The organism is Microbacterium aquimaris (genome assembly GCF_039531285.1).
Taxonomy (GTDB): domain Bacteria; phylum Actinomycetota; class Actinomycetes; order Actinomycetales; family Microbacteriaceae; genus Microbacterium; species Microbacterium aquimaris.
The window spans coordinates 464930-488680 of record NZ_BAAAPT010000001.1 but is presented as its reverse complement, the minus strand read 5'-3'; the positions used below and the strand labels follow the sequence as shown (position 1 = coordinate 488680).

21 protein-coding genes are annotated in these 23751 nt (G+C 67.9%); 14 read left to right on the top strand and 7 right to left on the bottom strand.

Translation table 11 applies throughout. The features are described 5' to 3' along the window. Window position 1 precedes the first annotated feature (1 nt). The 10 genes from ABD204_RS02360 (at window position 2) to ABD204_RS02315 (ending at window position 10306) form a co-directional block, all read left to right on the top strand. On the top strand, window positions 2–835 hold the full coding sequence (locus ABD204_RS02360) for a carbohydrate ABC transporter permease (RefSeq protein WP_194423103.1): 834 nt from the start codon (window positions 2–4) through the stop codon (window positions 833–835). Continuing rightward, window positions 832–2181 carry a sulfatase-like hydrolase/transferase gene (locus ABD204_RS02355; RefSeq protein ID WP_322597479.1) on the top strand — a complete coding sequence of 450 codons (1350 nt, stop codon included), beginning with the start codon at window positions 832–834 and terminating at the stop codon, window positions 2179–2181. The genes ABD204_RS02360 and ABD204_RS02355 overlap by 4 nt, the downstream gene beginning before the upstream one ends. A 65-nt stretch (window positions 2182–2246) precedes the next feature. After that, the gene (locus ABD204_RS02350; RefSeq protein WP_194423101.1) at window positions 2247–4259 is read left to right on the top strand and encodes an alpha-amylase family protein; all 2013 of its coding nucleotides are present in this window, start codon (window positions 2247–2249) and stop codon (window positions 4257–4259) included. A gap of 2 nt (window positions 4260–4261) precedes the next feature. Continuing rightward, window positions 4262–4984 carry a FadR/GntR family transcriptional regulator gene (locus ABD204_RS02345; RefSeq protein ID WP_194423100.1) on the top strand — a complete coding sequence of 241 codons (723 nt, stop codon included), beginning with the start codon at window positions 4262–4264 and terminating at the stop codon, window positions 4982–4984. Further along, the gene (locus ABD204_RS02340; RefSeq protein ID WP_194423099.1) at window positions 4971–5993 is read left to right on the top strand and encodes an aldo/keto reductase; all 1023 of its coding nucleotides are present in this window, start codon (window positions 4971–4973) and stop codon (window positions 5991–5993) included. The genes ABD204_RS02345 and ABD204_RS02340 overlap by 14 nt, the downstream gene beginning before the upstream one ends. Beyond that, the gene (locus ABD204_RS02335) at window positions 5990–7330 is read left to right on the top strand and encodes an L-fuconate dehydratase (protein ID WP_194423098.1); all 1341 of its coding nucleotides are present in this window, start codon (window positions 5990–5992) and stop codon (window positions 7328–7330) included. The genes ABD204_RS02340 and ABD204_RS02335 overlap by 4 nt, the downstream gene beginning before the upstream one ends. After that, window positions 7327–8169: a fumarylacetoacetate hydrolase family protein gene (locus tag ABD204_RS02330; protein WP_194423097.1), complete on the top strand. Its 843-nt coding sequence runs from the start codon at window positions 7327–7329 to the stop codon at window positions 8167–8169. Before ABD204_RS02335 ends, ABD204_RS02330 begins: the two co-directional genes overlap by 4 nt. After that, complete coding sequence (locus ABD204_RS02325) at window positions 8166–8915, top strand: SDR family NAD(P)-dependent oxidoreductase (protein ID WP_194423096.1); 750 nt, start codon at window positions 8166–8168, stop codon at window positions 8913–8915. The genes ABD204_RS02330 and ABD204_RS02325 overlap by 4 nt, the downstream gene beginning before the upstream one ends. Then, window positions 8912–9241, top strand: a complete 330-nt coding sequence (locus tag ABD204_RS02320; RefSeq protein WP_206697122.1) for an L-rhamnose mutarotase — start codon at window positions 8912–8914, stop codon at window positions 9239–9241. The genes ABD204_RS02325 and ABD204_RS02320 overlap by 4 nt, the downstream gene beginning before the upstream one ends. Before the next feature lie 36 nt (window positions 9242–9277). Continuing rightward, complete coding sequence (locus ABD204_RS02315; protein WP_194423095.1) at window positions 9278–10306, top strand: LacI family DNA-binding transcriptional regulator; 1029 nt, start codon at window positions 9278–9280, stop codon at window positions 10304–10306. On the opposite strand, the gene ABD204_RS02310 is transcribed toward ABD204_RS02315, so the two are convergent. The 3 genes from ABD204_RS02310 to ABD204_RS02300 all read right to left on the bottom strand — a co-directional run bounded on the left by ABD204_RS02310 (window position 10285) and on the right by ABD204_RS02300 (window position 13406). Further along, window positions 10285–11115 carry a carbohydrate ABC transporter permease gene (locus ABD204_RS02310; protein WP_194423094.1) on the bottom strand — a complete coding sequence of 277 codons (831 nt, stop codon included), beginning with the start codon at window positions 11113–11115 and terminating at the stop codon, window positions 10285–10287. The genes ABD204_RS02315 and ABD204_RS02310 overlap by 22 nt on opposite strands. Before the next feature lie 8 nt (window positions 11116–11123). Continuing rightward, complete coding sequence (locus ABD204_RS02305; protein WP_194423093.1) at window positions 11124–12071, bottom strand: carbohydrate ABC transporter permease; 948 nt, start codon at window positions 12069–12071, stop codon at window positions 11124–11126. A 78-nt stretch (window positions 12072–12149) separates the two neighbouring features. Then, complete coding sequence (locus ABD204_RS02300; protein ID WP_194423092.1) at window positions 12150–13406, bottom strand: ABC transporter substrate-binding protein; 1257 nt, start codon at window positions 13404–13406, stop codon at window positions 12150–12152. 355 nt (window positions 13407–13761) lie between these two features. On the opposite strand from ABD204_RS02300, the gene ABD204_RS02295 reads away from it, so the two are divergent. Continuing rightward, a complete protein-coding gene (locus ABD204_RS02295) occupies window positions 13762–15027 on the top strand; it encodes an extracellular solute-binding protein (RefSeq protein WP_241747838.1) in 1266 nt (421 codons plus the stop codon). 59 nt (window positions 15028–15086) lie between these two features. Here ABD204_RS02295 and ABD204_RS02290 read toward each other — a convergent pair whose 3' ends face one another. From ABD204_RS02290 to ABD204_RS02280, 3 genes are read right to left on the bottom strand one after another with little or no spacing between them, the layout of a single operon-like run. Continuing rightward, window positions 15087–16529, bottom strand: coding sequence for a sulfatase family protein (locus ABD204_RS02290; RefSeq protein ID WP_194423090.1), 1443 nt, complete (start codon window positions 16527–16529; stop codon window positions 15087–15089). An 18-nt stretch (window positions 16530–16547) separates the two neighbouring features. Then, window positions 16548–17687 (bottom strand): ROK family transcriptional regulator, encoded by a 1140-nt coding sequence (locus ABD204_RS02285; protein WP_194423089.1) that lies wholly within the window; start codon window positions 17685–17687, stop codon window positions 16548–16550. Between the two features lie 39 nt (window positions 17688–17726). After that, window positions 17727–19097 carry a sulfatase-like hydrolase/transferase gene (locus ABD204_RS02280; protein ID WP_194423088.1) on the bottom strand — a complete coding sequence of 457 codons (1371 nt, stop codon included), beginning with the start codon at window positions 19095–19097 and terminating at the stop codon, window positions 17727–17729. Between the two features lie 143 nt (window positions 19098–19240). On the opposite strand from ABD204_RS02280, the gene ABD204_RS02275 reads away from it, so the two are divergent. The 3 genes from ABD204_RS02275 to ABD204_RS02265 are packed head-to-tail and all read left to right on the top strand — an operon-like array spanning window position 19241 to window position 23017. Next, window positions 19241–20233 carry a hydroxyacid dehydrogenase gene (locus ABD204_RS02275; protein WP_322597478.1) on the top strand — a complete coding sequence of 331 codons (993 nt, stop codon included), beginning with the start codon at window positions 19241–19243 and terminating at the stop codon, window positions 20231–20233. A gap of 13 nt (window positions 20234–20246) precedes the next feature. Further along, window positions 20247–21029, top strand: a complete 783-nt coding sequence (locus ABD204_RS02270; RefSeq protein ID WP_194423086.1) for a sugar phosphate isomerase/epimerase family protein — start codon at window positions 20247–20249, stop codon at window positions 21027–21029. Then, window positions 21026–23017, top strand: a complete 1992-nt coding sequence (locus tag ABD204_RS02265) for a DUF2264 domain-containing protein (RefSeq protein ID WP_206697121.1) — start codon at window positions 21026–21028, stop codon at window positions 23015–23017. Before ABD204_RS02270 ends, ABD204_RS02265 begins: the two co-directional genes overlap by 4 nt. Before the next feature lie 10 nt (window positions 23018–23027). On the opposite strand, the gene ABD204_RS02260 is transcribed toward ABD204_RS02265, so the two are convergent. Next, on the bottom strand, window positions 23028–23639 hold the full coding sequence (locus ABD204_RS02260) for a hypothetical protein (RefSeq protein ID WP_194423085.1): 612 nt from the start codon (window positions 23637–23639) through the stop codon (window positions 23028–23030). Window positions 23640–23751 lie beyond the last annotated feature (112 nt).

The window sequence follows — 23751 nt, the reverse complement described above, 5'->3', positions numbered from 1 at the left end:
CATGAAGAAGATTCAAGCTGTCGCCGCACAGATCCCACTGGTGGCCTGGACCACGATCGCGCTCATCCCGTTCGTGTTCATCACCCTTCTGGCCTTCCGCGACCAGAAGGACATCTTCGCCTATCCGCTCGGATTCGGCGGGGACTTCACCCTCGAGAACTTCGCGGTGGCGTGGAACGGCCCCGCCGGCGGCGCCGGCCTGGGGGTCTACTTCACGAACACGCTCATCGTGGCCGTCGCGGGTCTGATCGTGAACCTCGGCGCCGGACTGCCGGCGGCGTACTTCTCCACGCTGCTGCCGGAGAGACTCCGCAAGATCTTCCTCCAGCTCTTCCTGATCGGCACGATCATCCCGCTGATCCTGCTGGTGGTGCCCTACTTCCAGATCTTCGACATGTTGCAGCTGGTGAGCAACCCCGTCGCGCTGGGCGTCACGTACGGTGTGCTCTCGCTGCCGACGACGATCCTGGTGCTCCACTCGTTCTTCGTGGACTTCCCGGCCGAGCTCACCGAGGCCGCCGCGATCGACGGGCTCGGACGCTGGGCGTCTTTCTGGCGTATCGTCGTGCCGCTGTCCATCGGGCCGATGGTCGGCGTCGGCCTGCTGGCGTTGGTGTTCATGTGGGGCGAGGCGCAGCTGGGTATCGTGCTCCTGCAGGCCGCGGACTCGCAGACGGTCCCGGTCGGGTTGCTCGGATTCCGGGGAATGTTCTTCACGACGTTGGGACCGATCTTCGCCGGCCTCGCGCTGGCGTCGCTGCCGATCATCATCGTGTACCTCTTCCTGCATCGCCACATCACCAAGGGGATCGCCCTGGGGGGCGTCTTCCGGTGACGATTCGGCCGGATGTCGTCCTGATATTCATGGACGACATGACGCACTGGTCATTGCGGTCCGCCGCGGTGCGCACACCGAACCTCGATCGTCTCCGTGAGCGTGGTGTGACCTTCACCCACGCGTTCAATCAGGGATCGACCGAGCCGGCGGTGTGCGTGCCGGCGCGGCGCATGTTGCTGACCGGTCTCACCCTGTTCGAGTCGGAGACGCGCTTCGCCGAGGTCACGCGTCTCGGACGCGCCCTCGGCGAAGCCGGCTACGAGACGTTCTTCACCGGCAAGTGGCACAATCCGCCCGAAGCCCTCGACGAGGATTACGGCGAGATCGGTCCGTGGGGCGGGGGGATGTTCGGCTCGGTCGACGGCGAGGGCGACGCCTACCGTCGGCCACGCCCGGATGACACGTGGGACCCGGCGGACATGTCGCGAGGGGGGCATTGGCTGACCCTGCCCGATGGGTCGGTGCAGCACTCCTCCGAGCGGTGGACCGACGCGGCGGTGGACTTCCTCGGCCGCGCGCCCGGCGACCGGCCAAGTTTCCTGCACCTCGCGTACCACGCGCCGCACGATCCGAAGCAGGCGCCGCAGGAATTCCTCGATCTCTATCCCATCGAGGAGATCGACGTGCCACCCAACGCGCTGCCCGAGCATCCGTTCGACAACGGTGTCCTCGACATCCGCGACGAGTTGCTCGCGCCCCACCCGCGCACGCCGGAGGCGGTGCGACTCCACCGTCGCGAGTACTTCGCGATGCTCACGCACGTCGACCGTGAGATCGGCCGTGTGCTCGAGGCGGTCGATCGGCGCGCCGCGCAGACCGGTCGCCCGGCCGTGGTCGTGTTCTCCGGTGATCACGGACTCGCGCTCGGCGAGCACGGGCTCATGGGCAAGCAGAGCCTCTACGATCACAGCACCCGGGTCCCGCTCGTGATCGTCGGCCCGGGTGTGCCCACGGGGGAGCGCCGCGATCAGCCCGTGTACTCGGGTGGCATCTACGCGACGATCTGCGATCTCGTCGGATCGCACCCGCCGGACCATCTCCGGTTCGAGTCGCTGGCTCCCGCGCTGGCCGGAGACGAGCAAGATCGCGAGATCTTCACCGCCTACGGCTCCGATCAACGCTCGATACGCGTTGGATCGCAGAAACTCATCACGTATCGGGATCCCGCGGACGATCAGCTCTTCGACGTCGTCGCCGACCCGTGGGAGATGCGGAACATCATCGACGAGCCCGGCCGGGCCGATACCGTCGCCGCGCTCCGCGAGCGACTCGACGCGGCACGTCGACGGATCGGCGATCCGTTCGTCGACCTGCCCGGGGTCGCTATTGGTCCTATGTTTTGACATGGATTCATCCCATGTTTATTCTGAGAACGCTCCCGTACGGGGAGCGGATAGAGGAGCAGTACATGCGTGATGACGCGCCGGAGACATCGGTCCAGCCCTACCTTCCGCGACGGTCGGTGCACCTCGACTTCCACACCTCTCCGCTGATCACCCCGATCGCGCAGGACTTCGATCCGCAGGAATTCGCGGATCGATTCTCCCGACTCGGCGTCGACTCGGTGACCCTCTTCGCCAAGTGCCATCACGGTCAGCTGTACTACGACACCGATCGGGCCGAGCGTCACCCCGGACTGGGTGGGGTCGACCTGCTCCGATCGCAGATCGAAGCGCTCCGACCTCTGGGTATCCGCACCCCCATCTACATCAGCGTGCTCTTCGACGAGCACGCCGCCACGACCCGCCCCGATTGGGTCTGCGTCGATGACGAGGGCGGCCCGGTGCGTGTCGACTCCCACGGCGTCCCCGGGTGGCATGTCCTCGACATGACCAGCGGCTACCGGTCTTACCTCGCCGAGCAGGTCACCGACGTGCTGGAGCACTTCCCCGACGCCGACGGCTTCTTCTATGACATCTGCTTCGATCAGACGTCTTTCAGCGCCACGGCTCGCGCCGCCGCGATCGCCGCAGGGTTCGACCCAGACTCCGCGGTCGGTCGGCTCGACGCGGCCGCCGCGGTCTCGCACGACTACATGGGACGACTGCGCGACATGGTCGCCGGCGAAGGCCACGACGGTGTTCCCCGCAGCATCTTCTTCAACTCGCGGCCACGGCTGCGCCTCGCCGACGAACTCGGCTACAGCACGCACGACGAGATCGAGGCGTTGCCCACCGGTGGATGGGGGTACGCGTACGCACCCTCGGTCGCCCGTAGCGTCATCCCGATCCAGCCCCGTGCGATCGGGATGACCGGACGGTTCTTCGGCAGTTGGGGCGACAGCGCGAGCCTTCACCCGGCCGCGGCGCTGCAGTACGAGTCCCTGCAGATGGTCTCGCTCGGGCTGGGCATCTGCATCGGTGACTCCCTGCCGCCGACGGGACGTTCGCACGAGGCGGTCACCGCGCGTCTGGCCGACACCTTCGGGCACGTGCAGAAGGTGCAGGATGCCGCGGTCGGCGCGACGCGTGTGGCCGAGGTCGCGGTCATGCGCGCACCGATCGCGGCGGGCGAGGACGTCATCCACGCCGATGCCCCCGGCGCGGGCGAGCTCGCCGCACTCCGGTTGCTCACCTCTCGCGGAATCGACTTCGACTTCATCGGCCCCGGCGACGACCTCGCCGGCTACGGGGCGGTGATCGTGCTGTCAGGGGTCGGTATCGACGACGGGGTCGTCCGGTCCCTGACACTCCACGTCGAGTCCGGCGGAGCGCTCGTGCTCTCCGGCCTGCCCGACGAGCTCGGCCCGCTCGGCGAGCTCACCGGACTGTTCTCGACGGATGCCCTCGGGTTCGCGCGCGAGTTCGTACGCCCCGTCCCGGCCGCCACCGGGCTGCCGGACTTCGACTTCGTCCTTCCCGGTACCGTGCGACGGGTTCGCAGCGCGGACGACGCCACCGTCCTGGCGACCGTCACGGAACCGTACTTCGACCGCACAGTCGACCGCTTCAGCGGCCATGAGTACACCCCCGCCGGGTCGGCCACCGCGTATCCGGCGGTGGTCTCCCGTGGCCGTGTCGCCGCGGCTGCGTTCGGGTTGTTCGAGACCTACGGGGCCACCGGCGTCCCGGAGATCGGCGAGCTTGCCCTCGCGACGCTCGAGACCGTCTATCCCCGTCCGACGCTGAGCCTGCGCGGTGCCGCCCACCTGGAGGGGACCCTGTTCCGGCGCGACGGAGCATCGATCGTGCATCTGCTCAGCTACCTTCCGTCCCGTCGGGCGCTCGCCGACATCGAGACGGTGGTCGACCCCGTACCCGCGCGTGATGTCGAGGTGCGGGTGCGTGCCGAGGGCGGCGTACCGCGCGCGGTCCACACGCTCGACGGGACCGCGATCCCCTTCACCCTCGAGGACGGATACGTTCGCTTCACCGTGTCATTCGACGACGGGCACTGCCTGGTCGTCGTGGAGGAGGAGTGAACATGTCGCAGACCGACAACGCCATCGCCGCCATCAAGGGCATGATCCAGGCCGGCGAGCTGCATCCCGGGGATCGTCTTCCCCCCGAGCGTGAGCTCGGCGAACGTCTCGGCGTCTCGCGCAACTCCCTCCGGGAGGCCGTCAAGTCGCTCGAGACCATCAACGTGCTCTCGGTGCGCCGGGGCGACGGCACGTATGTCACCAGCCTCGAGCCCACCCTTCTCCTCGAGGGAATCAGCTTCCTCGTCGACATCCACGACGACGCGACCCTCATCGAGATGTTCGGAGTGCGCCGCGTCCTGGAGGCCGCCGCTGCTCGCGCGGCCGCGACCCGTGCCACTCCGGCCCTCGTCACGCGACTCGAGGAGATCCTGGAGAGTTCGCGTGGCGCCGAGAGCGTCGATGATCTGGTCGAGCACGACACCGTGTTCCACCGTGAGATCGCCTCGGCCGCGCGCAATCGTTACCTGTCGGGAATGCTCGACACCCTCTCGAGCAGCACGGTGCGTGCGCGTGTCTGGCGTGGTCTGTCGCAGGGGGGAGCCGTCGAGCGCACGCTCGCTGAACACCGCGCGATCCTCGATGCGATCCGCGCCGGCGACGCAGACCTCGCCAGCGCGCTCATGACCACACACATCGCCGGTGTCGAGACCTGGTTGCGGGGCGCCGCCGGCCGATGGGACCCGGAAGACCCCCGAGAGAGGCCTGTCGATGACGGATCCTGACACACCCCGCATCCCGCGTACCCGCTGCACACGGACGGGCCTGGAGCTCTCGCAGCTCGGCTTCGGTGCGGCGCAGCTGGGCAATCTGTACCGACAGACCACAGACGCCCAATCCCACGCGGCCGTCGAGGCGGCCTGGGACGGCGGTATCCGATACTTCGACACGGCCCCCCACTACGGACTGGGGCTGTCCGAGCGTCGCCTCGGGACCGTCCTGGCGGGCAAGCCGCGGGACGAGTTCGTGCTCTCCACGAAGGCGGGGCGGCTCCTCGTCTCGAACCCGGGAGGCGAGGGCCACACCGACTCCGAGTTCGAGGTGCCGGCTACTCTCCGGAGGCAGTGGGACTTCTCGGCGGCCGGTGTGCGTCGCTCCCTCGAGGAGAGCCTCGAGCGTCTCGGTCTCGACCGTATCGACATCGTGTATCTGCACGACCCCGACGAGCACGGCGACGAGGTGGTCTCCGAAGCCTTCCCCGAGCTCGTCAGGCTCCGCGAGGCCGGCGTGATCCGCGCGATCGGCGCGGGGATGAACCAGGCGCCGATGCTGACACGCTTCATCCGCGAGGTCGACCTCGACGTGGTGATGGTCGCGGGGCGGTTCTCGCTCCTGGACCCCGAGGCGCTGCGCGAGTTGTTGCCGGCGGCGGCGGAGAAGGGCGTCGATGTCGTCGTCGCGGGGGTCTACAACTCCGGTCTGCTCAGCGCCGAGACGGTGCCCGAGGACGCCAAGTTCGACTATGAACAGGCCCCCGCGGAGATGATCGCGCGCGCCCGCGCCATCGCCGCGGTATGCGAACGACACGGTGTGACGCTGCCCGAAGCCGCCGTCGCCTACCCGTTGCTGCATCCCGCCGTCGCCTCGGTGGCGATCGGCATGCGCACCGTCGCGCACGTCGAAAGCAGCCTCGAGCGGTTCGGTGCGTCCGTCCCCGATGCTCTGTGGAGCGACCTGCAGGCGCAGGGGCTCATCGACGAAGACTTCCCTTCCCCGACAGGAGAAACCCGATGACGACCATCACCGCCGTCACCGTCAGCGATGTGAGGTTCCCCACCTCGGCATCGGCGGACGGATCCGACGCCATGAACAAAGACGCCGACTACTCGGCGGCGTACGTCGAGCTGAGTACCGACGATCCGGACCTGTCGGGCTACGGCTTCACCTTCACCATTGGGCGCGGCAACGACCTGTGTGTCGAGGCCGCCCGACAGCGCGCCCTTCCCCTCATCGGCAGGGACGTCGACGAGGTCGTCGGTGACCTCGGGGGTGTCTACCGTGAGTTGCAGAGCGACTCTCAGATGCGGTGGCTCGGCCCGGAGAAGGGTGTCGTCCACCTTGCGCTGGCCGCGGTGATGAACGCCGTCTGGGACATGGCCGCGCGGCGGGCGGGCACGCCGCTGTGGCGCCTGCTGGCCGAGATGACGCCCGAGCAGCTCGTCGACGTCGCAGACATGCGTTATCTGTCGGATGCGCTGACGCGTGAGGAAGCGATTGCGCTCCTGGAGGAGATGGTGCCGACGCGCGAACAGCGCATCGCCCAGCTCGAGGCCTCGGGCTACCCCTGTTACACGACCAGTGCGGGGTGGCTCGGTTACTCCGATGACAAGTTGCGCCGGCTGTGTCAGGAGGCCGTCGACGCCGGCTACAAGCACATCAAGCTCAAGGTCGGCGGTGACCTCGACGATGACATCCGGCGGTGTTCGATCGCCCGGGAGGTCATCGGGTGGGATGCCGCGTTGATGATCGACGCGAACCAGGTGTGGGATGTGCCGGAGGCCATCGAGTGGGTGCAGCGGTTGGCGGAGTTCAAGCCGCTGTGGATCGAAGAGCCCACCAGCCCCGACGACGTGCTCGGACATGCCGCGGTGCGCGCGGCTGTCGCCCCGATCGGGGTGGCCACCGGCGAGCACGGGATGAACCGGGTCCTGTTCAAGCAGATGTTCCAGGCCGAAGCGATCGATTTCTGCCAGCTCGACTCGGCGCGCCTGGCGAGCATCAACGAGATCCTCGCCGTGTATCTCATGGCCAAGAAGTTCGACGTGCCGGTATGCCCCCACGCCGGCGGGGTGGGCCTGTGCGAACTGGTCCAACATCTGTCGGTGTTCGACTACGTCGCCGTGTCGGGGACCCTCGAGAACCGGGTCACCGAGTTCGTCGACCACCTCCACGAGCACTTCGTCGACCCTTGCATCGTCGAAGACGGCGCGTACCGCCTCCCCTCGCAGCCTGGTTACAGCGCTCAGATGTACGCCGCATCCATCGAAGAATTCCGTTACCCCGACGGCGCTTTTTGGCGCGCGAGCGGCGTGGCGGGATCCCGCGGACCCGTTCTGGAAGGACAGCGATGAAGTTCATGAGGGTCGGCTCCTTCGGCGCCGAGGAAGCCGTTGTCGAGATCGACGGACGCGTCTACGCCGTCGGGGCGGCGTTGGATGGCGCATTCTTGGCCGGCGGCGGCGTCGAGCGGGTGCGCGCGGCGGTCGCCGCAGGTGAGCTCGCAGAGGTCTCGATCGACGGGGAGCGCCTCGGTGCACCGCTGGAGCGGCCCGGAAAGATCGTGTGCATCGGCCTGAACTACCGGGATCACGCCGATGAGACCGGCGCGGCGTACCCCGAGGAGCCCGTCGTCTTCATGAAGGACCCCTCGACGGTCGTGGGACCGTTCGACGAGGTCATGGTGCCGCGGGCTTCGACCAAGACCGACTGGGAGGTCGAGCTCGGCGTGGTCATCGGCCGCACCGCGCGGTATCTCGACGCGCCGGCGGACGCCGCGGCCCACATCGCCGGGTACGTCCTGTCGCACGACGTGTCGGAGCGCGAGTTCCAGCTCGAGCGTGGCGGACAGTGGGACAAGGGGAAGAGCTGCGAGACGTTCAACCCCCTCGGCCCCTGGTTCGTGCCCGCGACGGAGATCGACGATGCCGGCTCGCTCGGCCTGCGCCTGTGGGTCAACGGCACCCTCATGCAGGACGGGACGACCGCGAACCTGATCTTCGGGATCGACCACGTTGTCTGGTACCTGAGTCAGTTCATGGTGCTCAACCCGGGCGATGTCATCAACACCGGCACGCCGGCCGGCGTGGCGCTCGGTCATGCCGACCCGAAGCCCTACCTGAAGGAAGGCGATGTGGTGGAGCTGGAGATCGACGGCCTCGGACGTGCACGACAGGTGATGGTGCAAGCATGAGCGCGCTCCAGGGGCTCCACGCCATCGTCACCGGCGGTGCCTCCGGCATCGGCAACGCCACCGCTCGGGCACTGCTCGAGGCCGGAGCACGCGTCACCGTGCTGGACATCTCGGTCGACGGTCTCGACGAGCGTCTACGGGGAATCGTGGCCGACGTCACCGACCGCGACTCCGTCGAGGCGGCGGTCGCCGAGGCCGCCGACGCGGCGGACGGTATCGACATCGTGGTCAACAACGCCGGCATCAGCGCCGTCGGCACCGTCGAGGAGAACGACGACGCAGAATGGGCCCGCGTGCTCGACATCAACGTGGTCGGCATGGCCCGCGTCAGCGCCGCGGCACTGCCGTGGCTGCGTCGGTCGTCGGCCGCGGCCATCGTCAACGTCTGCTCGATCGCCGCCTTGAACGGTCTCCCGCAGCGCGCACTGTACGGGGCATCCAAGGGGGCGGTGCTCTCTCTCACCTACGCCATGGCCACCGACCACGTCCGGGAAGGCATTCGCATCAACGCTGTGAGCCCGGCGACGGTGTCTTCGCCTTTCGTGGAGCGGATGCTGCAGAAGTTCCCCGACCCGGTGGCCGAGCGCAGGGCGCTCGATGCCCGCCAGGCGACGGGACGCATGGTCACCCCGGATGAGGTGGCAGATGCGATCGTCTTCCTCGCGAGCCCGGCATCCGCCTCGATCACCGGGACCGCGCTCGAGGTCGACGGCGGCGTGACCCACTTGCGGGTGAGGCCGCAATGAGCGTGCGCCGCATCGCATCGGTGATCGGCCTGCCGCCCGAGAACGTCGAGGTCTACGACCGCTATCACGCGGACGTCTGGCCCGGTGTGCTGGATGCGCTTCGTCGGCACAACGTGTGCAACTATTCGATCTATCGCCACGGCGATCTGCTGTTCTCCTACATGGAGTACACGGGGGACGACTACGAAGCCGACATGGCCGGCATCGCGGCCGACCCGGTCACGCAGGAATGGTGGTCGGTGATGGAGCCGTTGCAGCGCCCTCTCGATGATCGTGCCGAGGGGGAGTGGTGGAAGACGCTTCCGGAGGTCTTCCACCTCGACTGAGGCCAGCAGGCATCGCACGCGGGAGGGAGGGGCATCGTGGCCAGATCGCGCCGTGCCGTGGCGGGTCGCCCGCAACGGGTCACGATCGCCGACATCGCCGCCTACGTCGGTGTCTCGACGGCGACGGTCTCGTACGCGCTGAACGACCCCACGCGGGTCTCCGCGGAGACCCTGGAGAGGGTCCGTGCCGCCGTCGAGGAGCTTGGCTATACGGGTAACGAGGCTGCGCGCCAGCTCCGACGGGGACGGAGCAATGCCGTCGCCCTCATCGTCAACGACGCGGCGAACCCCGCGTTCACGGCCTTCGAAACCGGGGCGGAGCATGCGGCGGCGGTGACGGGGCACTTCATCCTCAACGCGAACAGCTCCGACAACGCCTCCCGCGAGCTGGCGTACCTGCGGTTCTTCGAATCCCAGCAGGTGGGCGGCATCGTCATCGCGCCGGTCGGCGAGCTCCCCGACGAGGCGATCGCGATCGCCGACCGCGGAACACCTGTCGTCAGCCTCGGGCATCTCGGATCGCGATCACCGGTCCCCTCGATCAGCGGTGACGACCTCGCCGGAGGCGAAACCGCGATGACCCATCTGCTCGCGGCGGGGCGGCGGCGTCCGATGTTCGTCGGCGGTCCTCGTGCGCAGTTCGAGCTGCGTCTACGCGGTGCCGAGCAGGCCGCCGCGCGCCGCGGTGTCGCGGTACGTGCTCTCACGCTCGAGGCGGCGACCGTCGAGGCCGGGCACCGTGCCGTGTGCGCCCTGTCGGATGACGAGCTCGCGGGATACGACGCGGTGTTCGCCGGGAACGACCTCCTGGCCATCGGTGTGCTTCACGCACTGATCGAGCGCGGCGTGGATGTGCCGGGGCGGATCGCCCTCGTCGGGTACGACGACATCGAGTTCGCCCAGCTGGCGGTCGTTCCCCTCACCACCGTCAGACACGACGTGTCGGCGATGAGTCGCGCGGCGGTGGAGGCGGCGGTCTCCGGGGGCGCGACCCGACCCGTCCACCGGGAGTTCCCGCCCGAGCTCGTGGTCCGTAGATCGACCTACTTGACGGCGCCGGCGTAGAGGCCGCTGATGAAGAACCGCTGGGCGAAGACGAACAGCACGATCACGGGGATGGACATGATGACGACACCGGCCATGATGTTGCCCCAGTCGGCGAGGAACTCCTGCTTGAAGGCGAGGATGCCGGTGGTCAACGTGCGCTTGCTCGGATCCGACAGGAACAGCAGCGGGACGAGGTAGTCGTTCCACACCTGCACGCCCTGCAGCACCCAGAAGGTCGCGATCGCGGGACGCGACAGCGGCATGTAGACCGACCAGAACATCCGGAAGTACCCCGCGCCGTCCAGGACGGCGGCCTCGGTGATCTCATGCGGGAGCTGCCGCATGAACGCGGCGATGAGGAAGACGCCGAACGGGATGCACAGCGCCGAATAGATCCCGATGACGCCGGCGTAGGTGTCGAACAGGCCGAGGTCGCGGACGACCTTGAACTGCGGGATGACGGCCAGCTGCAGCGGCAGGAAGATGCCGGCGGCCAACAGGAGGTACACGAACGAGCTGACCTTGCTGAAGCGTCGCACGATGGCGTAGCTGGCCAGTGCGGCGGCGATGGTCGCGATGGTCATGCTCGTGAAGGTGAGGAAGACGGAGTTGATGAACAGCTGGGTGAAATCGCCCGTCGTCCAGCTGGTGACGTAGTTCTCCAGCGTCCACACCTCGGGCAACCCGGTGGGGTTCTGCCGCACCTCCTCGTTCGACTTCAGGGAGGTGAGCACGATGATGGCCAGCGGGTAGGCCATCGCGATGCACATCAGGATGAGCACGACATGGCGCGGGAGGGGGCGGAGGCTTCGGCGGACGGTGCGCATGGTGATTCTCACTTTCCGCTTCCGGACTGGCTGGTGTTCATCCGGTTCTGCAGGCCGGCGATGATGATCAGGGCGACGAGGACGAACACCGTCAGGGCTGCGGCATAGCCGAACTGGTTGTAAGAGAAGGCCTCGGCGAACGTCCGTGTCATGTAGAGCTCTGTCTGCCCGCCGGGACCACCCTGGGTGAGGAGGAACACGGTGTCGAAGGCGCGCAGGGCGCCGTTGATGGCGAGCACGGTGGCCAGTCCGATCGTGGGCTTCATCATCGGGACGGTGATGTGCATGAGCGTCTGCCACGGCGAGGCCCCGTCGATGCGGGCTGCTTCGACGACCTCTTCGGGGATCGTGCCGAGACCGGCGAGGAAGATGACGATCGAGAAACCGAGGTTGCGCCACAGGTCGATGGCGATGACCGCGAACAGGGCGAGGTCGTAGTTTCCGAGCCAGTCCTGGGCGAGGAAGTCCAGCCCGACGGAGCGGAGCATCGTGTTGATCGTGCCGGTGTTCGGGTCGAGCATGAACGACCACGCGAACACGACGGCGACGGGGCTGATGATGAACGGCACGAAGAAGATCGACCGGTAGAGGTTGCCGGCCAGCAGGCGCCCGCCCAGGAGGACGGCGATCAGGAACGCGACGATGAGCTGGACGATGATGTAGAAGAACGCGTAGACGACGGTGTGCCAGATCGCCTCGTGCAGGTCTTCGTCGGTGAAGGCACGCAGGTAGTTCTGCAGGCCGATGAACTCGGCGCCGCTGGTGAACCCGTTGTAGTCGGTGAAGCTGTAGTAGATCACCTGCGCGACCGGGTACAGCGAGAAGACACCGAAGATCAGGAGCGCCGGGGCGACGGCGAGCCAGAACAGCCACTGGCGTCGATCACGCCGTCGGACGGGGCCGGAGCCGCCGGCGGGCGGGGGAGAGGCGGTCACGGTCGCCGCTGTCTGAGCCATGTGCAGTGCCTTCTGTGTCGCGTGGTGAGGAGGGCGGCGTCGCCGCCCTCCTCACCACGGGGGTTGTCGACGTGAGGATCAGCCGTTGGCGATGGCCTCGTCGTTGGCGGTGTCCATCGCCGCCAACACATCCGCGGCATCCGCGCGGTCGGCGAGGACGTCCTGGAGCGTGGAGTTCATCGCGTCCTGCACGCCGGGGTTCCAGAAGTCGCTGGGCGTGGGGACGAACTCGACGCCGTCCCATGCCTCAAGCATGGTCGGGAACAGCGGGTCGATGCCGCTGACGTCGATGCCGTCCTTGACCGGGAACGAGCGCAGCGCGGTCAGGATCTCGGTGTACGGCTCGTCGGAGTACAGGTATTCGACGAACTGGTTCGCCGCGTCGGCGTTGCCGTTCTCGGGGTTGATGCCCAGCTGGATGTTGAAGCTTCCCCAGATGGCGGGGGTGTACTCATCGGTCGTGGGGAAGGTGGCGTAGTCCACGTTCAGTCCGGCCGAGCGCACCTCGGGGAGGATCCAGCTGGCGGGGAACATCGCGACCTCGCCCTGGAGGAACGCGGACTGCGCGGCTTCCTGGCTCGTGCCCAGCGGGTCGGGCATGAAGTACGGCATCAGGTCCTCGTAGACCTCGATGGTGTCCATCCAGCCGTCGTTGTCGCTGAAGGTCGTCTCCCCGGCGGTCACCGCCTGGTTGAACTCGGGGTCCAGGTAGTCGACGTTCTGGGCGGAGGCGTGGTAGATGATGAACGCCTGCCACCACATATCCTGCGCCGACATCGCCAGCGGGGTGATCCCGGCATCCAGCAGCGTCTGGCTGGTCTCGAGCAGTTCGGGGAGCGTTGTCGGCACCGATGCGCCGGCCTCCTCGAACAGGTCGGTGTTGTAGATCAGGCCCTCGCCCGAACGGTTCAGGGGGAACGTGTAGACATCGTCGCCCTGGCGCGCGTTCGGCGCGTCCTGCGCCGCGGCCGACAGTTCCTGGAACCAGGCCTGGTCCTGAACGGGGGAGAGGAAGCCGCCTTCGACGTAGAGCGCGGTGTTGTCGGGCTTGACCCCGTAGACGTCGGGGCCGCTGCCACCGGAGAGGCGGGTCTCGACGATGCTGTCGTAGTCGCTGGTGTTGAGAGTCTCGACCTCGACGACGATTTCGCCATCGGTCGACTCGGTGAACGCTTCGGCGACGCTGTTGAACGCATCGATCGACTCGGCACCGTTGTCCCAGATCATGAAGGTGATCGTGGTGGTGCCGTCATCGGAGGCGTCGGTGCCGGAGCACCCGGCGAGCAACCCGAGGGTTGCGGTGGCGGCGACGGCGGTGATGAGTTTCCTTCTCAAGGTGAGCTCCCTTGCTCCCGTGCCCGCGAAGGGAACGCGTGCACAGACGGTGATGGACTGGCGGGTGGTGCGTTCTCGATGTTAATCGATTAGGTAGGACCTTTTCTACCATGGCGTTGCGCACCGGACAAGCTCAAAGGTGCAGTGTGATGCGCTTCCCGTGCCGGACGCGGGGCATTGGTGGGATTGCTGCCCTAAATGGGGCGGTTGACGCGCGGAGGTCTCCAGGGAGAATGGGGTCTCTGGCCGCGACTTTTTTTCTCATTGAAAACGGAACGCGCTTTCCTTAGCCTGAGGACATCGGCGTCGCTGCCGATGTTTCCGCGAAGGTCACAAGGAGGTTCCCGTGGGAAAGATGAGGCATGCCGGCGCGATCGCCGGTCTCGCCGTGGTCGGAATGGTCGCCGGGGCGTGTTCGGCCGGCGAGCCTTCTGCGTCGGACGTCGCGCCCGAGGAGGTAACCGGCACCATCCGCGTGCTGGCGCCCACCTTCCCCGCCAGCAATGAGGGGCAGGCGGCGTTCGACGACGTCGTCGCAGCGTTCCACGAGGAGTATCCGGGGGTGGAGGTCGAACCCGACTTCGCGACGTTCGGCAACTTGAACGAGAAGATCTCGACGGCGTTGGCTTCGGGCCAGTTCTACGACGTCGTCGTGACCGGGATGGGATGGGTGCCTCCGCTGGCTTCCCAGGGTGCCTTCCTCAACCTCGACCGGTTCGGCGTCACGGTCGACACGATCGCTGAGCAGGCCAACCCCGCAGCCGTTGCGCCGGCGCTGTACGACGGCGAGGTCTACGGGTATCCGCTCCTGATCGGTGCCGGTGGGCTCGCACTCAGCCGATCGGCGTTCGAAGAAGCCGGGCTCGACCCCGATTCGCCGCCGACCTCCCTCGAGGAGATCGCCGATATGGCCGAGCAGCTCACCATCCGCGACGAGGACGGGACGATCATCCGTCCCGGGTTCGACTTCTGGGCTGCGGCCAACGGCTACCGGCACCGCTTCGTGTCGGTGCTCGGAGCGCTCGGGCGGGACCTCTATGAGGACGGCGAGCCGGGCTACATGGACGGCGAAGGCGTCGAGGCGCTCGAATGGATGTCGGAGATGATCAACGAGCGCGAGGTGATCGGCTACGGGCAGAAGTCCGCGTCCGGTGCGCCGATGCTGCTCAGCGGCGACGCCGCGATGGGCTTCCTCGGCGGCTATATCGATTGCGAGGACGTCGGGCAGGAGATCTGCGACGACCTGGAGTTCTTCCTCCTGGAGGATCAGCGCCCGGTCATGTTCGCCGGTGGCCAGCTCGCCTCGGTCGGCGCGCAGACCGATCTTCCTGACGCCTCCTGGGCGTTCATCGAGGCGATGTCGACCCCCGAGGCGCAGACGGTGCTCGCATCGATGAACTTCGGTGTGCCGGCGCTCGCGGGTATGGCCGATTCCGATGCGGTGCTGAGTAATCCGTCGAGCGAGTTCTCCTACGGAAACCTCGACTACTCGGTCTACGAGGGCGGTGCCACGAACTGGCTCGACCTTCGCGACACCTTCAACAACGAGCTCGACAAGGCGCTGTTGGGCCAGGCGAGCGCGGAGGAGGTCCTCTCCTACCTCGCCGAGCAATCCGAGTAGCCGGCGCTGAGACCAGGCGACGGGCCACGCTCTGAGCGTGGCCCGTCGTCGTGCGACTGTCAGTCGCCGGCGGCCGAGGGAAGGGTCGCCGGCCGGCACTGGGTCGGGTGCGGACGGTCGCCGAGACGTTCCTGCTCGAGCCACATCGCCCGTTCCAGCTCCTGCCGCACCGCGGCGTAGGCCGGATCGTCCGCGAGATTGGTCAGCTCATGCGGGTCGGACTCGAGATCGAACAGCTCCCACTCCGGCGAGTAGGTGAACGGGCCGGTCCCCGGCAGGCCGAGACCGTCGTTGTAGTAGAAGATCAGCTTGTGGCGTTCCGTGCGGTACCCGTAGTGGGCGGGGGCCTTGTGGAAGACGTCGTCGTGCTCCCAATAGCGGTAGTAGAAACCGGCGCGACGCGACGGTTCTGCGGCGGTGAGCTGTCCCCAGAAGCTCGAGCCCTGCATCCGCGGATGGCTTGAGACGCCGGCGGCGTCGAGGATCGTCTGAGCGATGTCGACGTTCGTCACGATCGAGTCGAGCCGCGACCCCGCGGGGATGGCGCGCGGGTAGGAGATGACGAACGGCATGCGTATGGACTCCTCATACATGAACCGCTTGTCGAACCAGCCGTGATCGCCGAGGAAGAATCCCTGGTCGGAGGTGTACATGAACACCGTGTCGTCGAAGTCCCCCCGTTGGCGGAGGTGATCGGCGACCCGGCCGACGTTGTCGTCCACGGAGGCGACGCAACGCAGGTAGTCCTGCATGTAGCGCTGATACTTCCAGAGGGCCTCCTGCTCGTCCGACAGGCCGGCGGGGGGATCGTCTTTGAGATCCTCCTTGCTCAAGTGCTCGGCCACGCGCATCGCGGCGCGCTTGGCCGAGGAGCTGCGACCGCAGAGGTCGTCTTCGAAGGTGTCGGGAACGGGGATCGGGTCCCTGTACAGGTCGGCATGGGCCTCGTCCGGTTCCCACGGCCGATGGGGCGCCTTGTGATAGATCAGCACGCACCACGGGGCGTCCCCGTCCAACCCGTCGAGCCATGACAGCGCGAGGTCGGTGATCACCTCGGTCGCGTATCCATCGACCCTCCGGAGCCCGTCTCGGGAGAGCAGCCGCGGATTGTGGTACTCGCCCTGGTCGATGAGCACATCCCAATAGTCGAAGTTCTCCGGGTCGTGCCCGGGGCCTTCGCCCATGTGCCACTTGCCGACAATCGCCGTGCGGTAGCCGGCTTCGCGCAACAGCGAGACGAAGGTCGGCTGCGAGGCGTCGATGGGCGTGACCAAGGTGGTGACCCCGTTGACGTGACTGTAGGTGCCGGTGAGGATGCTCGCGCGGCTGGGTGAGCACAGCGCGTTGGTCGCAAAGCAGTTCTCCAGCACGGCGCCGCCGGCGGCGAGGGCATCGATGCGCGGCGTGGTGTTGACCACGGAGCCGTAGGCGCCGATCGCGTGCGATGCATGGTCGTCGGTGAGGATCATCACGACGTTGGGGCGGCGGGTGCCGGGTTGCATGAGGCCTCCGATGCGGGTCTACGAGTAGAGGATTCGGTCGAGCGCGGCCGACGCAGCCCCGATGACTGCTGCGGTGGCGCCCAGGCGCGACGCGCGGATGTCGATCGAGTCGCGGATCAGTGGGAACGTGGCGTTGCGGGATTGGGCGATCAGTTCGTCCAGCGAGTCGGGCGGGAGATCGGCCAGGCCCCCGCCCAGCAGCAGCAGCTCGGGGTTCATGAGGTTCGAGACGGTGGAGACACCCGTCGCCAGATGTGTGAGCACACGCGATGCGTCACGTCGGGCCTCCTCGGCCTCCGAGGCGCACAGCGTCACCAGGGGGTGGGTTCCCGGTGCGGTCGCGATGCGGAGGGCATCGTGGCGGCGGCGGAGGGCCTCGGCTGAAGCGACGGTCTCCAGGCAGCCCCGACCACCGCACACGCAGGCGGCTCCGCCGGGGTCGACCCGCAGGTGGCCGAGCTCGATCGCGCCGTGCACCCCCACGGTGAGAGGCGACCCGTCGACCACGAGCCCGGCGCCGATGCCGGCGCCTGCATAGATGAACCCGACGCTGCGACGGGACCGGCCCGCGCCGAAGCGAGCCTCGGCCAGCGCCATCGAGCGCACGTTGTGCTCGGCGACGACGGGGAGCCCCAGCTCCTGCTCGAGTTGATCGGCGATCGGCACGTCGCGCCAGGCGAGGTTGATGGGCATCAGCATCCGACGCCCCGATTCATCGACGGGCCCCGGCACGGCCACGCCGACCGCCACGGTGGCGGGGTCGCGCAGGTCTCGCACGGCATCGGCTACGCGGGAGATCACGGCGGTCGCCGGCAGCGAGGTGTCGTACGCGAACGTGTCCACCTGATCCACTCCGCCGAGCACGTCGACGACGGCTGTGGTGGCCGTCCCCACACCGATCTGCACCGCGATGACCCGGTTCGCGGCGCGGGACAGGGCGACGGCGACAGCGGGGCGGCCGAGCGCTCCCTCGTTGACCACGTCCTCCTCCTTCACCGTCCCCTCGGCGAGGAGGGTGGTGATCCGGCGTGTGATCGTCGCGGCGGACAGTCTTGTGCGGCGCGTGAGCTCCACGCGGGAGAGCGGGCCGACGTCGCGGAGCGTGCGGAGGATCACCCCGTTGAGGGATACCCCGTCCCGGTCGACTCTATTGCTCACAGAAAGAAATTAACCAGACGGGGCCGCTTCCGGCAAGTGTCACACCGTTGCGGCGGCGTGGCGTGAGCGCTCCACGTCGTCGAACCACGTGTGCATCGCGTCTGTCATCGCCTGTACCCGGCCGGCGTGGGAGGAGGCGAGATCGGTCGTCTCATTCGGATCGGTCGACAGATCGAACAACATCGGCGTGACCTCGTCCGGGCGTGGCACGTTCGGGGGAGGAGTGGTGTCCAACGCAGCCGGTGGCCTCGTCTTGATCTCCACATCACGACGCGCGTCCTCCGCGGTCACGTCGAGGGAACCCGGCCACGCCGGCCAGACGATCTTCCAGTCGGCCTCCCGCATCGCGCAGTTCGACTCGGATTCGGGGCGGTAGCGGGTCCATTGCCAGAACCGCGCTTCGGTGTCGGTGGACTCTCCTCGGAGGACCCCCGAGACATCCCGCCCGTCGACCGGGAGGGCGCCGACGTGTGGCACCCCCGCCACGGCCGCCAAGGTGGGCCGCCAATCGATGAAGTGGACGAGGTCCGCGCGCTCGCCGCCGGGCAGGCCGGCGGGCCACCTCACCATCAGGGGCACACGGATGCCGCCTTCGAACACATGCGTCTTCGAGCCGCGCATCCCGAGGTTGAAGCGATGGGTGGAAGCCTCGCCGGTCCCGTTCGCCTCCGGGCCGTTGTCGCTGGTGAACATCACGATGGTGTCCTCGGTCAATCCGAGGCGGTCGAGTTCGCCGAGCAGGCGTTCGACGCCTTCGTCGACCATCGCGATCATGGCGTAGATCGTCGCCACGGCACGGGTGCGCCCCGGGGCCACGAAACGTTCGATGAGACGCTCCGGGGCCTGGAGGGGGTAGTGCGGGGCGTTGTAGGCGAGGTGGAGGTAGAACGGCTCTTCCCGGTGCCGCCGCACGAACTGGAGGGCCTCGTCTGTGAAGACATCGGTGAGGTGGCGTCCGTCGGCGCGCATGGTCGTGCCGCCGCGGTCTAGGGTCCACTCCCAGTAGTCGCGCCATCCGCCCTGGAACCCGACGAACTCGTCGAAGCCGCGGGCGGTGGGGTGGTACGCGGGATCGAATGCGCCGTTGTGCCATTTGCCCACGAGGCCGGTCGCGTACCCGCCGGCGCGCAGATCGTCCGCCAGTGTCGTCTCGCCGACGGCGAGGCGGTCGAGCCCGCGTGCCTCCGTCGTGTCGATCACTCCGGTGCGGTGCGGGTACCGGCCGGTCAGCAGGGCGGCTCGGGCGGGGGCGCAGACGGGCGAGCCCGAGTAATGCTGCGACAGCTGAACGCCCTCCTCGGCGAACGCGTCGAGACGCGGGGTCGACGACGCGCCGCCGTTCTCCCGGGAGAGGTCGCCGACTCCCATGTCGTCCACGACGATCTGGATGATGTTCGGTGTGCGGGCCACAATGCCTCCGTTTCCGCCCTCGGCGGGTTCGTCCAGGTCCCGTCCGTCCTCTACTGTGCCAGGTCGCGAGACATCTGGAAAGCGATTACCATCAGGGTGCCGCCTCGATGGCGAAGGGCGGCGAGGAGGCGGAGGCCAGGCTCATGGACGACGATGTACTCGCGATCGCGCTCGATCTGCCGCACCACCACCGCGGACTCTTCTTCGACGAGGAACGGCTTGCCCGGCTCGACGCCCTCGGCGCGGTCCGCACGGTCGAGCCCGATCAGGCCGGCCGGGATCCCCGACGTGACGCCGACGTGGTCGTGACCGGATGGGCGTCTCGCCGTCTGCCCGACCGACGCGAGCCTGGCGACCGGCTGCGCCTGGTCGCGCACACCGGAGGTACGATCCGATTCTTGGTGCCGCGAAGTCTTCTCTTCGACGGGGTGACCGTGACGCAGACGGCCGCCGCGATGGCGCCCGCGGTCGCCGAACTGTGCCTCGTGCAGACCATCTCGTTGCTCCGGCGGCTCCCCACGATCGACGCACGGATGCGTGACCGAGAGTGGTCCGCAGCGATCGCCGTTCCGGCGGGGCGGAGTCTGAGGGGCACCCGTGTCGGCGTGATCGGGGCCAGTCGTGTCGGGCGCGCATACATCGCCGCCGTACGAGACCTCGGCGCAGACGTCGTGGTCTACGACCCGTTCCTGACGGACTCCGACGCGCGAGGCCTCGAAGTGGAGCGCGTCGGCTTGGACGACCTCCTGCGCTCATGCACCGTGGTGACGGTGCACGCCCCGGTCACCGAGACCACACGCGGGATGATCGACGCTCGCAGGTTGGCGATGATCCCCGACGACGGTGTGCTCGTCAACACCGCGCGTTCGGCGCTGGTCGACACGCCGGCGCTCGTCGCGGAGTTGCGCGCGGGACGGTTGTCGGCCGCGCTCGATGTGTTCGACGAGGAGCCGCTCTCCCAGACCGACCCGCTCTGGGAACTTCCGAACGTGCTGCTCACGCCTCACCGGGGCGCGGCGACGGATCGGACGTACGCCGAGATGGGGGAGATGGTCGTGGCGGAGATCGAGCGATTCCATCGCGGCGAACCCCCGTTGGCCGCCGTCTGCGCAGAGACATACGACACGATCGCCTGACAGAGAGGTTTCCGTGAAACTCGCCTTCAGCACGCTGGGCTGCCCCGATCTCGCCGTCCCCGAGATCATCGACCTCGCGCGTCGTGGCGCCTACGACGGCGTCGAGTTGCGCGCCGTCGACGGCACGATCGATCTCTTCGCACTGCCGGATTTCGCGCCCTCCCGCGCGCCCGCAACGGCCGCACGCTTCGCTGCGGCAGGCCTTCGGATCGCATGCCTGGACTCCAGCGTCTCGATCGATGGGGCGCTCGAGTCGAGGGATCGTGACGAGGCGCTGCGCAACCTCGAACTCGCCGCGCTGCTCGACACTCCCCTCGTGCGCGTGTTCGCGGGACCTCCGTCGACGGACACCGACGGCCTTGCCGACGGCCTCTGCGCGCTCGGGGAGGCGGCCGAGGGATTCGGCGTGCGCGTGGCCGTCGAGACCCACGGTGCGATGTCCCGCTCCCGCGAACTGATGAGCATCCTGGAGGGCGTCCCCGAACGAGTGGGCGTGGTGTGGGATGTCATGCACACCTTCCGTGCGGGCGAGACGGTGGGGGAGTCGCTCGAGCTCGTTCGGACGAGACTGGCGCACGTGCACCTGCGAGATGCCGCATCCGCGGGGCCCGCGCACGACTATGTGCGTACCGGCGAGGGGATGATGCCGATCGGCACGGTCGTGCGTGCTCTCGACGAGGTCGGGTACGCCGGGTACCTCAGTTTCGAGTGGGAGAAGTTCTGGCATCCAGAGCTCGAGGACGGGCGCGAGGTCATTCCGCACTTCGCGACCTGTCTTCGGGAGGTCATGGCATGAGTACGCTCGTGGGTTCGATGCCCCTGCTGGGTGCGCGGGGGCTGCGACTGGTCTCCGCACCGACTCCGCCGGAGGATCGCGCACGCAGTCCGTACACGGGGCTCACCCGCGACCACTGGATCGCCGCAGCCCGTGATCTGGTCACGTCGGCGGTGCGTTACCGATCCTCGGGGGGTGCGAGGCTCGACCTGCCCGGCCGGCCCTCGCGCCAAGGCACGGCGGTGGACGGGCTGGAGGGGTTCGCCCGTACGTTCCAGCTCGCCGGGCTGCTCGGGGTAGCCGACGACTCCGCGGGTACCCGAGTGCTCCTGGACGGTTTCCTGGAAGGCCTCATGGCGGGCACCGACGCCTGGGGGAGCGCGGAGTACTGGGGGCCCATCGGCCATGTCGACGGACCAGGCGGTCAACCGCAGGTCGAAGCCGCGGGGATTGCGCTCAGTCTCCACTTCTCGCGCACCGTCACGTGGGATCGCCTGGACCCTGCGACACAGGACTCGGTGGCGGTGTGGCTGGCGGGCATCCTCGACAAAGAGCCCTCGCCGAACAACTGGTATCTCTTCCCCCTGACCGTGGGGAGCTTCCTGGAAGCGGTGGGGCGCGGCGACGACCGTACGCGAGCGGTCATCGATCGCGGCCTGGCACTGATCGACACGTGGTACCGCGGGCGGGGCTGGTACAGCGACGGCGACGGTGAGGCATTCGACCACTACGTCGGCTGGGCGCTCCATCTCTACCCGATGATGCACGCGCACCTGCGCGGCGACGCCCTTCTGCTCGGGCGCCTCGGCGAGCGGCTGGAACAGTTCCTCGCATCCTTCTCCCACATGTTCGACCGCACCGGGGCCCCGCTCTACATGGGCCGGTCGATGACGTACCGCACCGCGACCGGAGCGGCGCTGGCAGTGGGGGCGCTGACCGGCCACACGCCCTTGGCCCCCGGACAGTCCAGACGTCTGTTGTCGGCGAACCTCCGCCACTTCCTCGAGCGCGACGTGCGCCGGGACGGCATCCTCGTCCCCGGCTGGTACGGCCCGCACGAACCCACCGTGCAGCGCTATTCGGGCCCGGGCTCGCCGTACTGGGCGTCGAAGGGCTTTCTCGGACTCCTCGCAGCGGCGGATTCCCCACTGTGGACCGCAGTGGAAGAGCCGCTCCCCGGCGACCGCGATGATCGGATCGAGCCGATCGGTCCGAGCGGGTTGCTCGTGCAGACGACGGCGTCGGACGGCATCGTCCGGGTGCACAACCACGGCAGCGACAACGTGCGACCCTTCGAGGCCGACGCCGGTGCACCCGACCCCCTCTACGCGCGGTACGCCTACTCCACCCGCACGGGGCCCACGGCGCTGCACAATCCGAGTGACAACCACATCGAGATCACCTACCGCGGCCTGCGAAGTGCGCGGCGCCGCATCCATCGGCTCGGCAGCGGAACCGACTGGATGGCCTCCTGGTCGGCGATTCGCTTCCCGCGGTTCTCCCCCCTGCCGGGAAGCGACGAGGCTTCGCACGGCCCGGTTCCTCCGGCGGCGCGCATCGAAGCGGTGACCATCGTGCGCGGGGCGGTCGAGGTGCGCGTCCATCGACTTCGATCCGCTCCGCCTGGCTGCGCCCTGCGCTTGTCGGGATGGGCGCTCGCCGCAGAGCGGCCGGAGGAACTCGTCGTCCGTGCCGAACCGGGCGAGATCGAGGTGGCCGGACCCGACGGGTTGCGATCGCGCTTGCTGGGTGTCGTCGGGTGGCCGGATGCGGAGACGGGCGTGGCGACCTGGGGTACGGCCTTCGGGCCGTGGGCGTCGGTGCCCACGCTTCGATCCACCACCGACCATGGACTGTACGTGGCGTTGGCGTCTCTGTCAGAAGCGGAGCCCGCCCTCTGCTTGCGCGACGCGGCACGCATCCGTGTGGACGGGTCGCAGATCACGGTCGTCTGGGCAGAGGGGGGAGCGGACTCGGTCGTCGATCTCGACGCCCTCGACGGTGGATAGCGATTTCCGCTCAGGCGGGGCCCAGGGCGCTTCTGCCCCAGGCTCGCCAGGCGATCTCGACGAATGCCATGCCCGCTGCGACCAGTCCGACCGTGGGAACCCACACGCAGAGGATCCCGGCGGCGACGGCCGCCGCCAGGGCCACGATGCTCACAAACGGCCGAGAGGCCACGAGGCGTACCGCATCGACGATCGCCCCGCGGAAGCCGGGGGTGCGTGCGGCGGCTGTCGGCAGGGCGAGGGCGACCAGGGCGGCTGCCGATGCGATGCACAGGACGACCGCGATCATGATGACGCTGAACGGTGCGGGTGCGGTGAGCCAGAACGCCGTCGATATCCAAGAGAAGATCCCGATCAAGAGAAGAATCGGTCCGTAACTCCAGCGTGCTCGGAACTCTCGTCGAACTCCGGTGAGCATGTTCGTCAACGGGTGGGACGGCCCATCCTGCGACACATGTCGCCGCGCCTGCATGGCGGCGGTCGAGCCGGGGCCCGCGGTGATCAGTCCGACCCACAGCACCAGCAGCGTCAGGGAGATCACGAGCAGGTCGCCGATGACCGTCATCACCCCGAGCAGGGTCCACCGGTGAGGGGGGCGGGAAGAGCTCGCGTCCAGGGGCATGCACACAGTCTCGCATCACGAATCGATCACGGGGTTGACGGACGGTATGCGCTTTCCATATTCTCAAGGCAATCGCTTTCAAGAAGATCGCGACAGACAATGCAGTCACTAG

Excerpts from the sequence above, each read along its gene's own strand:
- ABD204_RS02360 (WP_194423103.1), top strand. The coding sequence starts at position 2 with ATGAAGAAGATTCAAGCTGTCGCCGCACAGATCCCACTGGTGGCCTGG.
- ABD204_RS02350 (WP_194423101.1), top strand. The coding sequence starts at position 2,247 with ATGCGTGATGACGCGCCGGAGACATCGGTCCAGCCCTACCTTCCGCGA.
- ABD204_RS02345 (WP_194423100.1), top strand. The coding sequence starts at position 4,262 with ATGTCGCAGACCGACAACGCCATCGCCGCCATCAAGGGCATGATCCAG.
- ABD204_RS02340 (WP_194423099.1), top strand. The coding sequence starts at position 4,971 with ATGACGGATCCTGACACACCCCGCATCCCGCGTACCCGCTGCACACGG.
- ABD204_RS02335 (WP_194423098.1), top strand. The coding sequence starts at position 5,990 with ATGACGACCATCACCGCCGTCACCGTCAGCGATGTGAGGTTCCCCACC.
- ABD204_RS02330 (WP_194423097.1), top strand. The coding sequence starts at position 7,327 with ATGAAGTTCATGAGGGTCGGCTCCTTCGGCGCCGAGGAAGCCGTTGTC.
- ABD204_RS02325 (WP_194423096.1), top strand. The coding sequence starts at position 8,166 with ATGAGCGCGCTCCAGGGGCTCCACGCCATCGTCACCGGCGGTGCCTCC.
- ABD204_RS02320 (WP_206697122.1), top strand. The coding sequence starts at position 8,912 with ATGAGCGTGCGCCGCATCGCATCGGTGATCGGCCTGCCGCCCGAGAAC.
- ABD204_RS02310 (WP_194423094.1), bottom strand. The coding sequence starts at position 11,115 with ATGCGCACCGTCCGCCGAAGCCTCCGCCCCCTCCCGCGCCATGTCGTG.
- ABD204_RS02305 (WP_194423093.1), bottom strand. The coding sequence starts at position 12,071 with ATGGCTCAGACAGCGGCGACCGTGACCGCCTCTCCCCCGCCCGCCGGC.
- ABD204_RS02295 (WP_241747838.1), top strand. The coding sequence starts at position 13,762 with ATGAGGCATGCCGGCGCGATCGCCGGTCTCGCCGTGGTCGGAATGGTC.
- ABD204_RS02290 (WP_194423090.1), bottom strand. The coding sequence starts at position 16,529 with ATGCAACCCGGCACCCGCCGCCCCAACGTCGTGATGATCCTCACCGAC.
- ABD204_RS02275 (WP_322597478.1), top strand. The coding sequence starts at position 19,241 with ATGGACGACGATGTACTCGCGATCGCGCTCGATCTGCCGCACCACCAC.
- ABD204_RS02265 (WP_206697121.1), top strand. The coding sequence starts at position 21,026 with ATGAGTACGCTCGTGGGTTCGATGCCCCTGCTGGGTGCGCGGGGGCTG.
- ABD204_RS02260 (WP_194423085.1), bottom strand. The coding sequence starts at position 23,639 with ATGCCCCTGGACGCGAGCTCTTCCCGCCCCCCTCACCGGTGGACCCTG.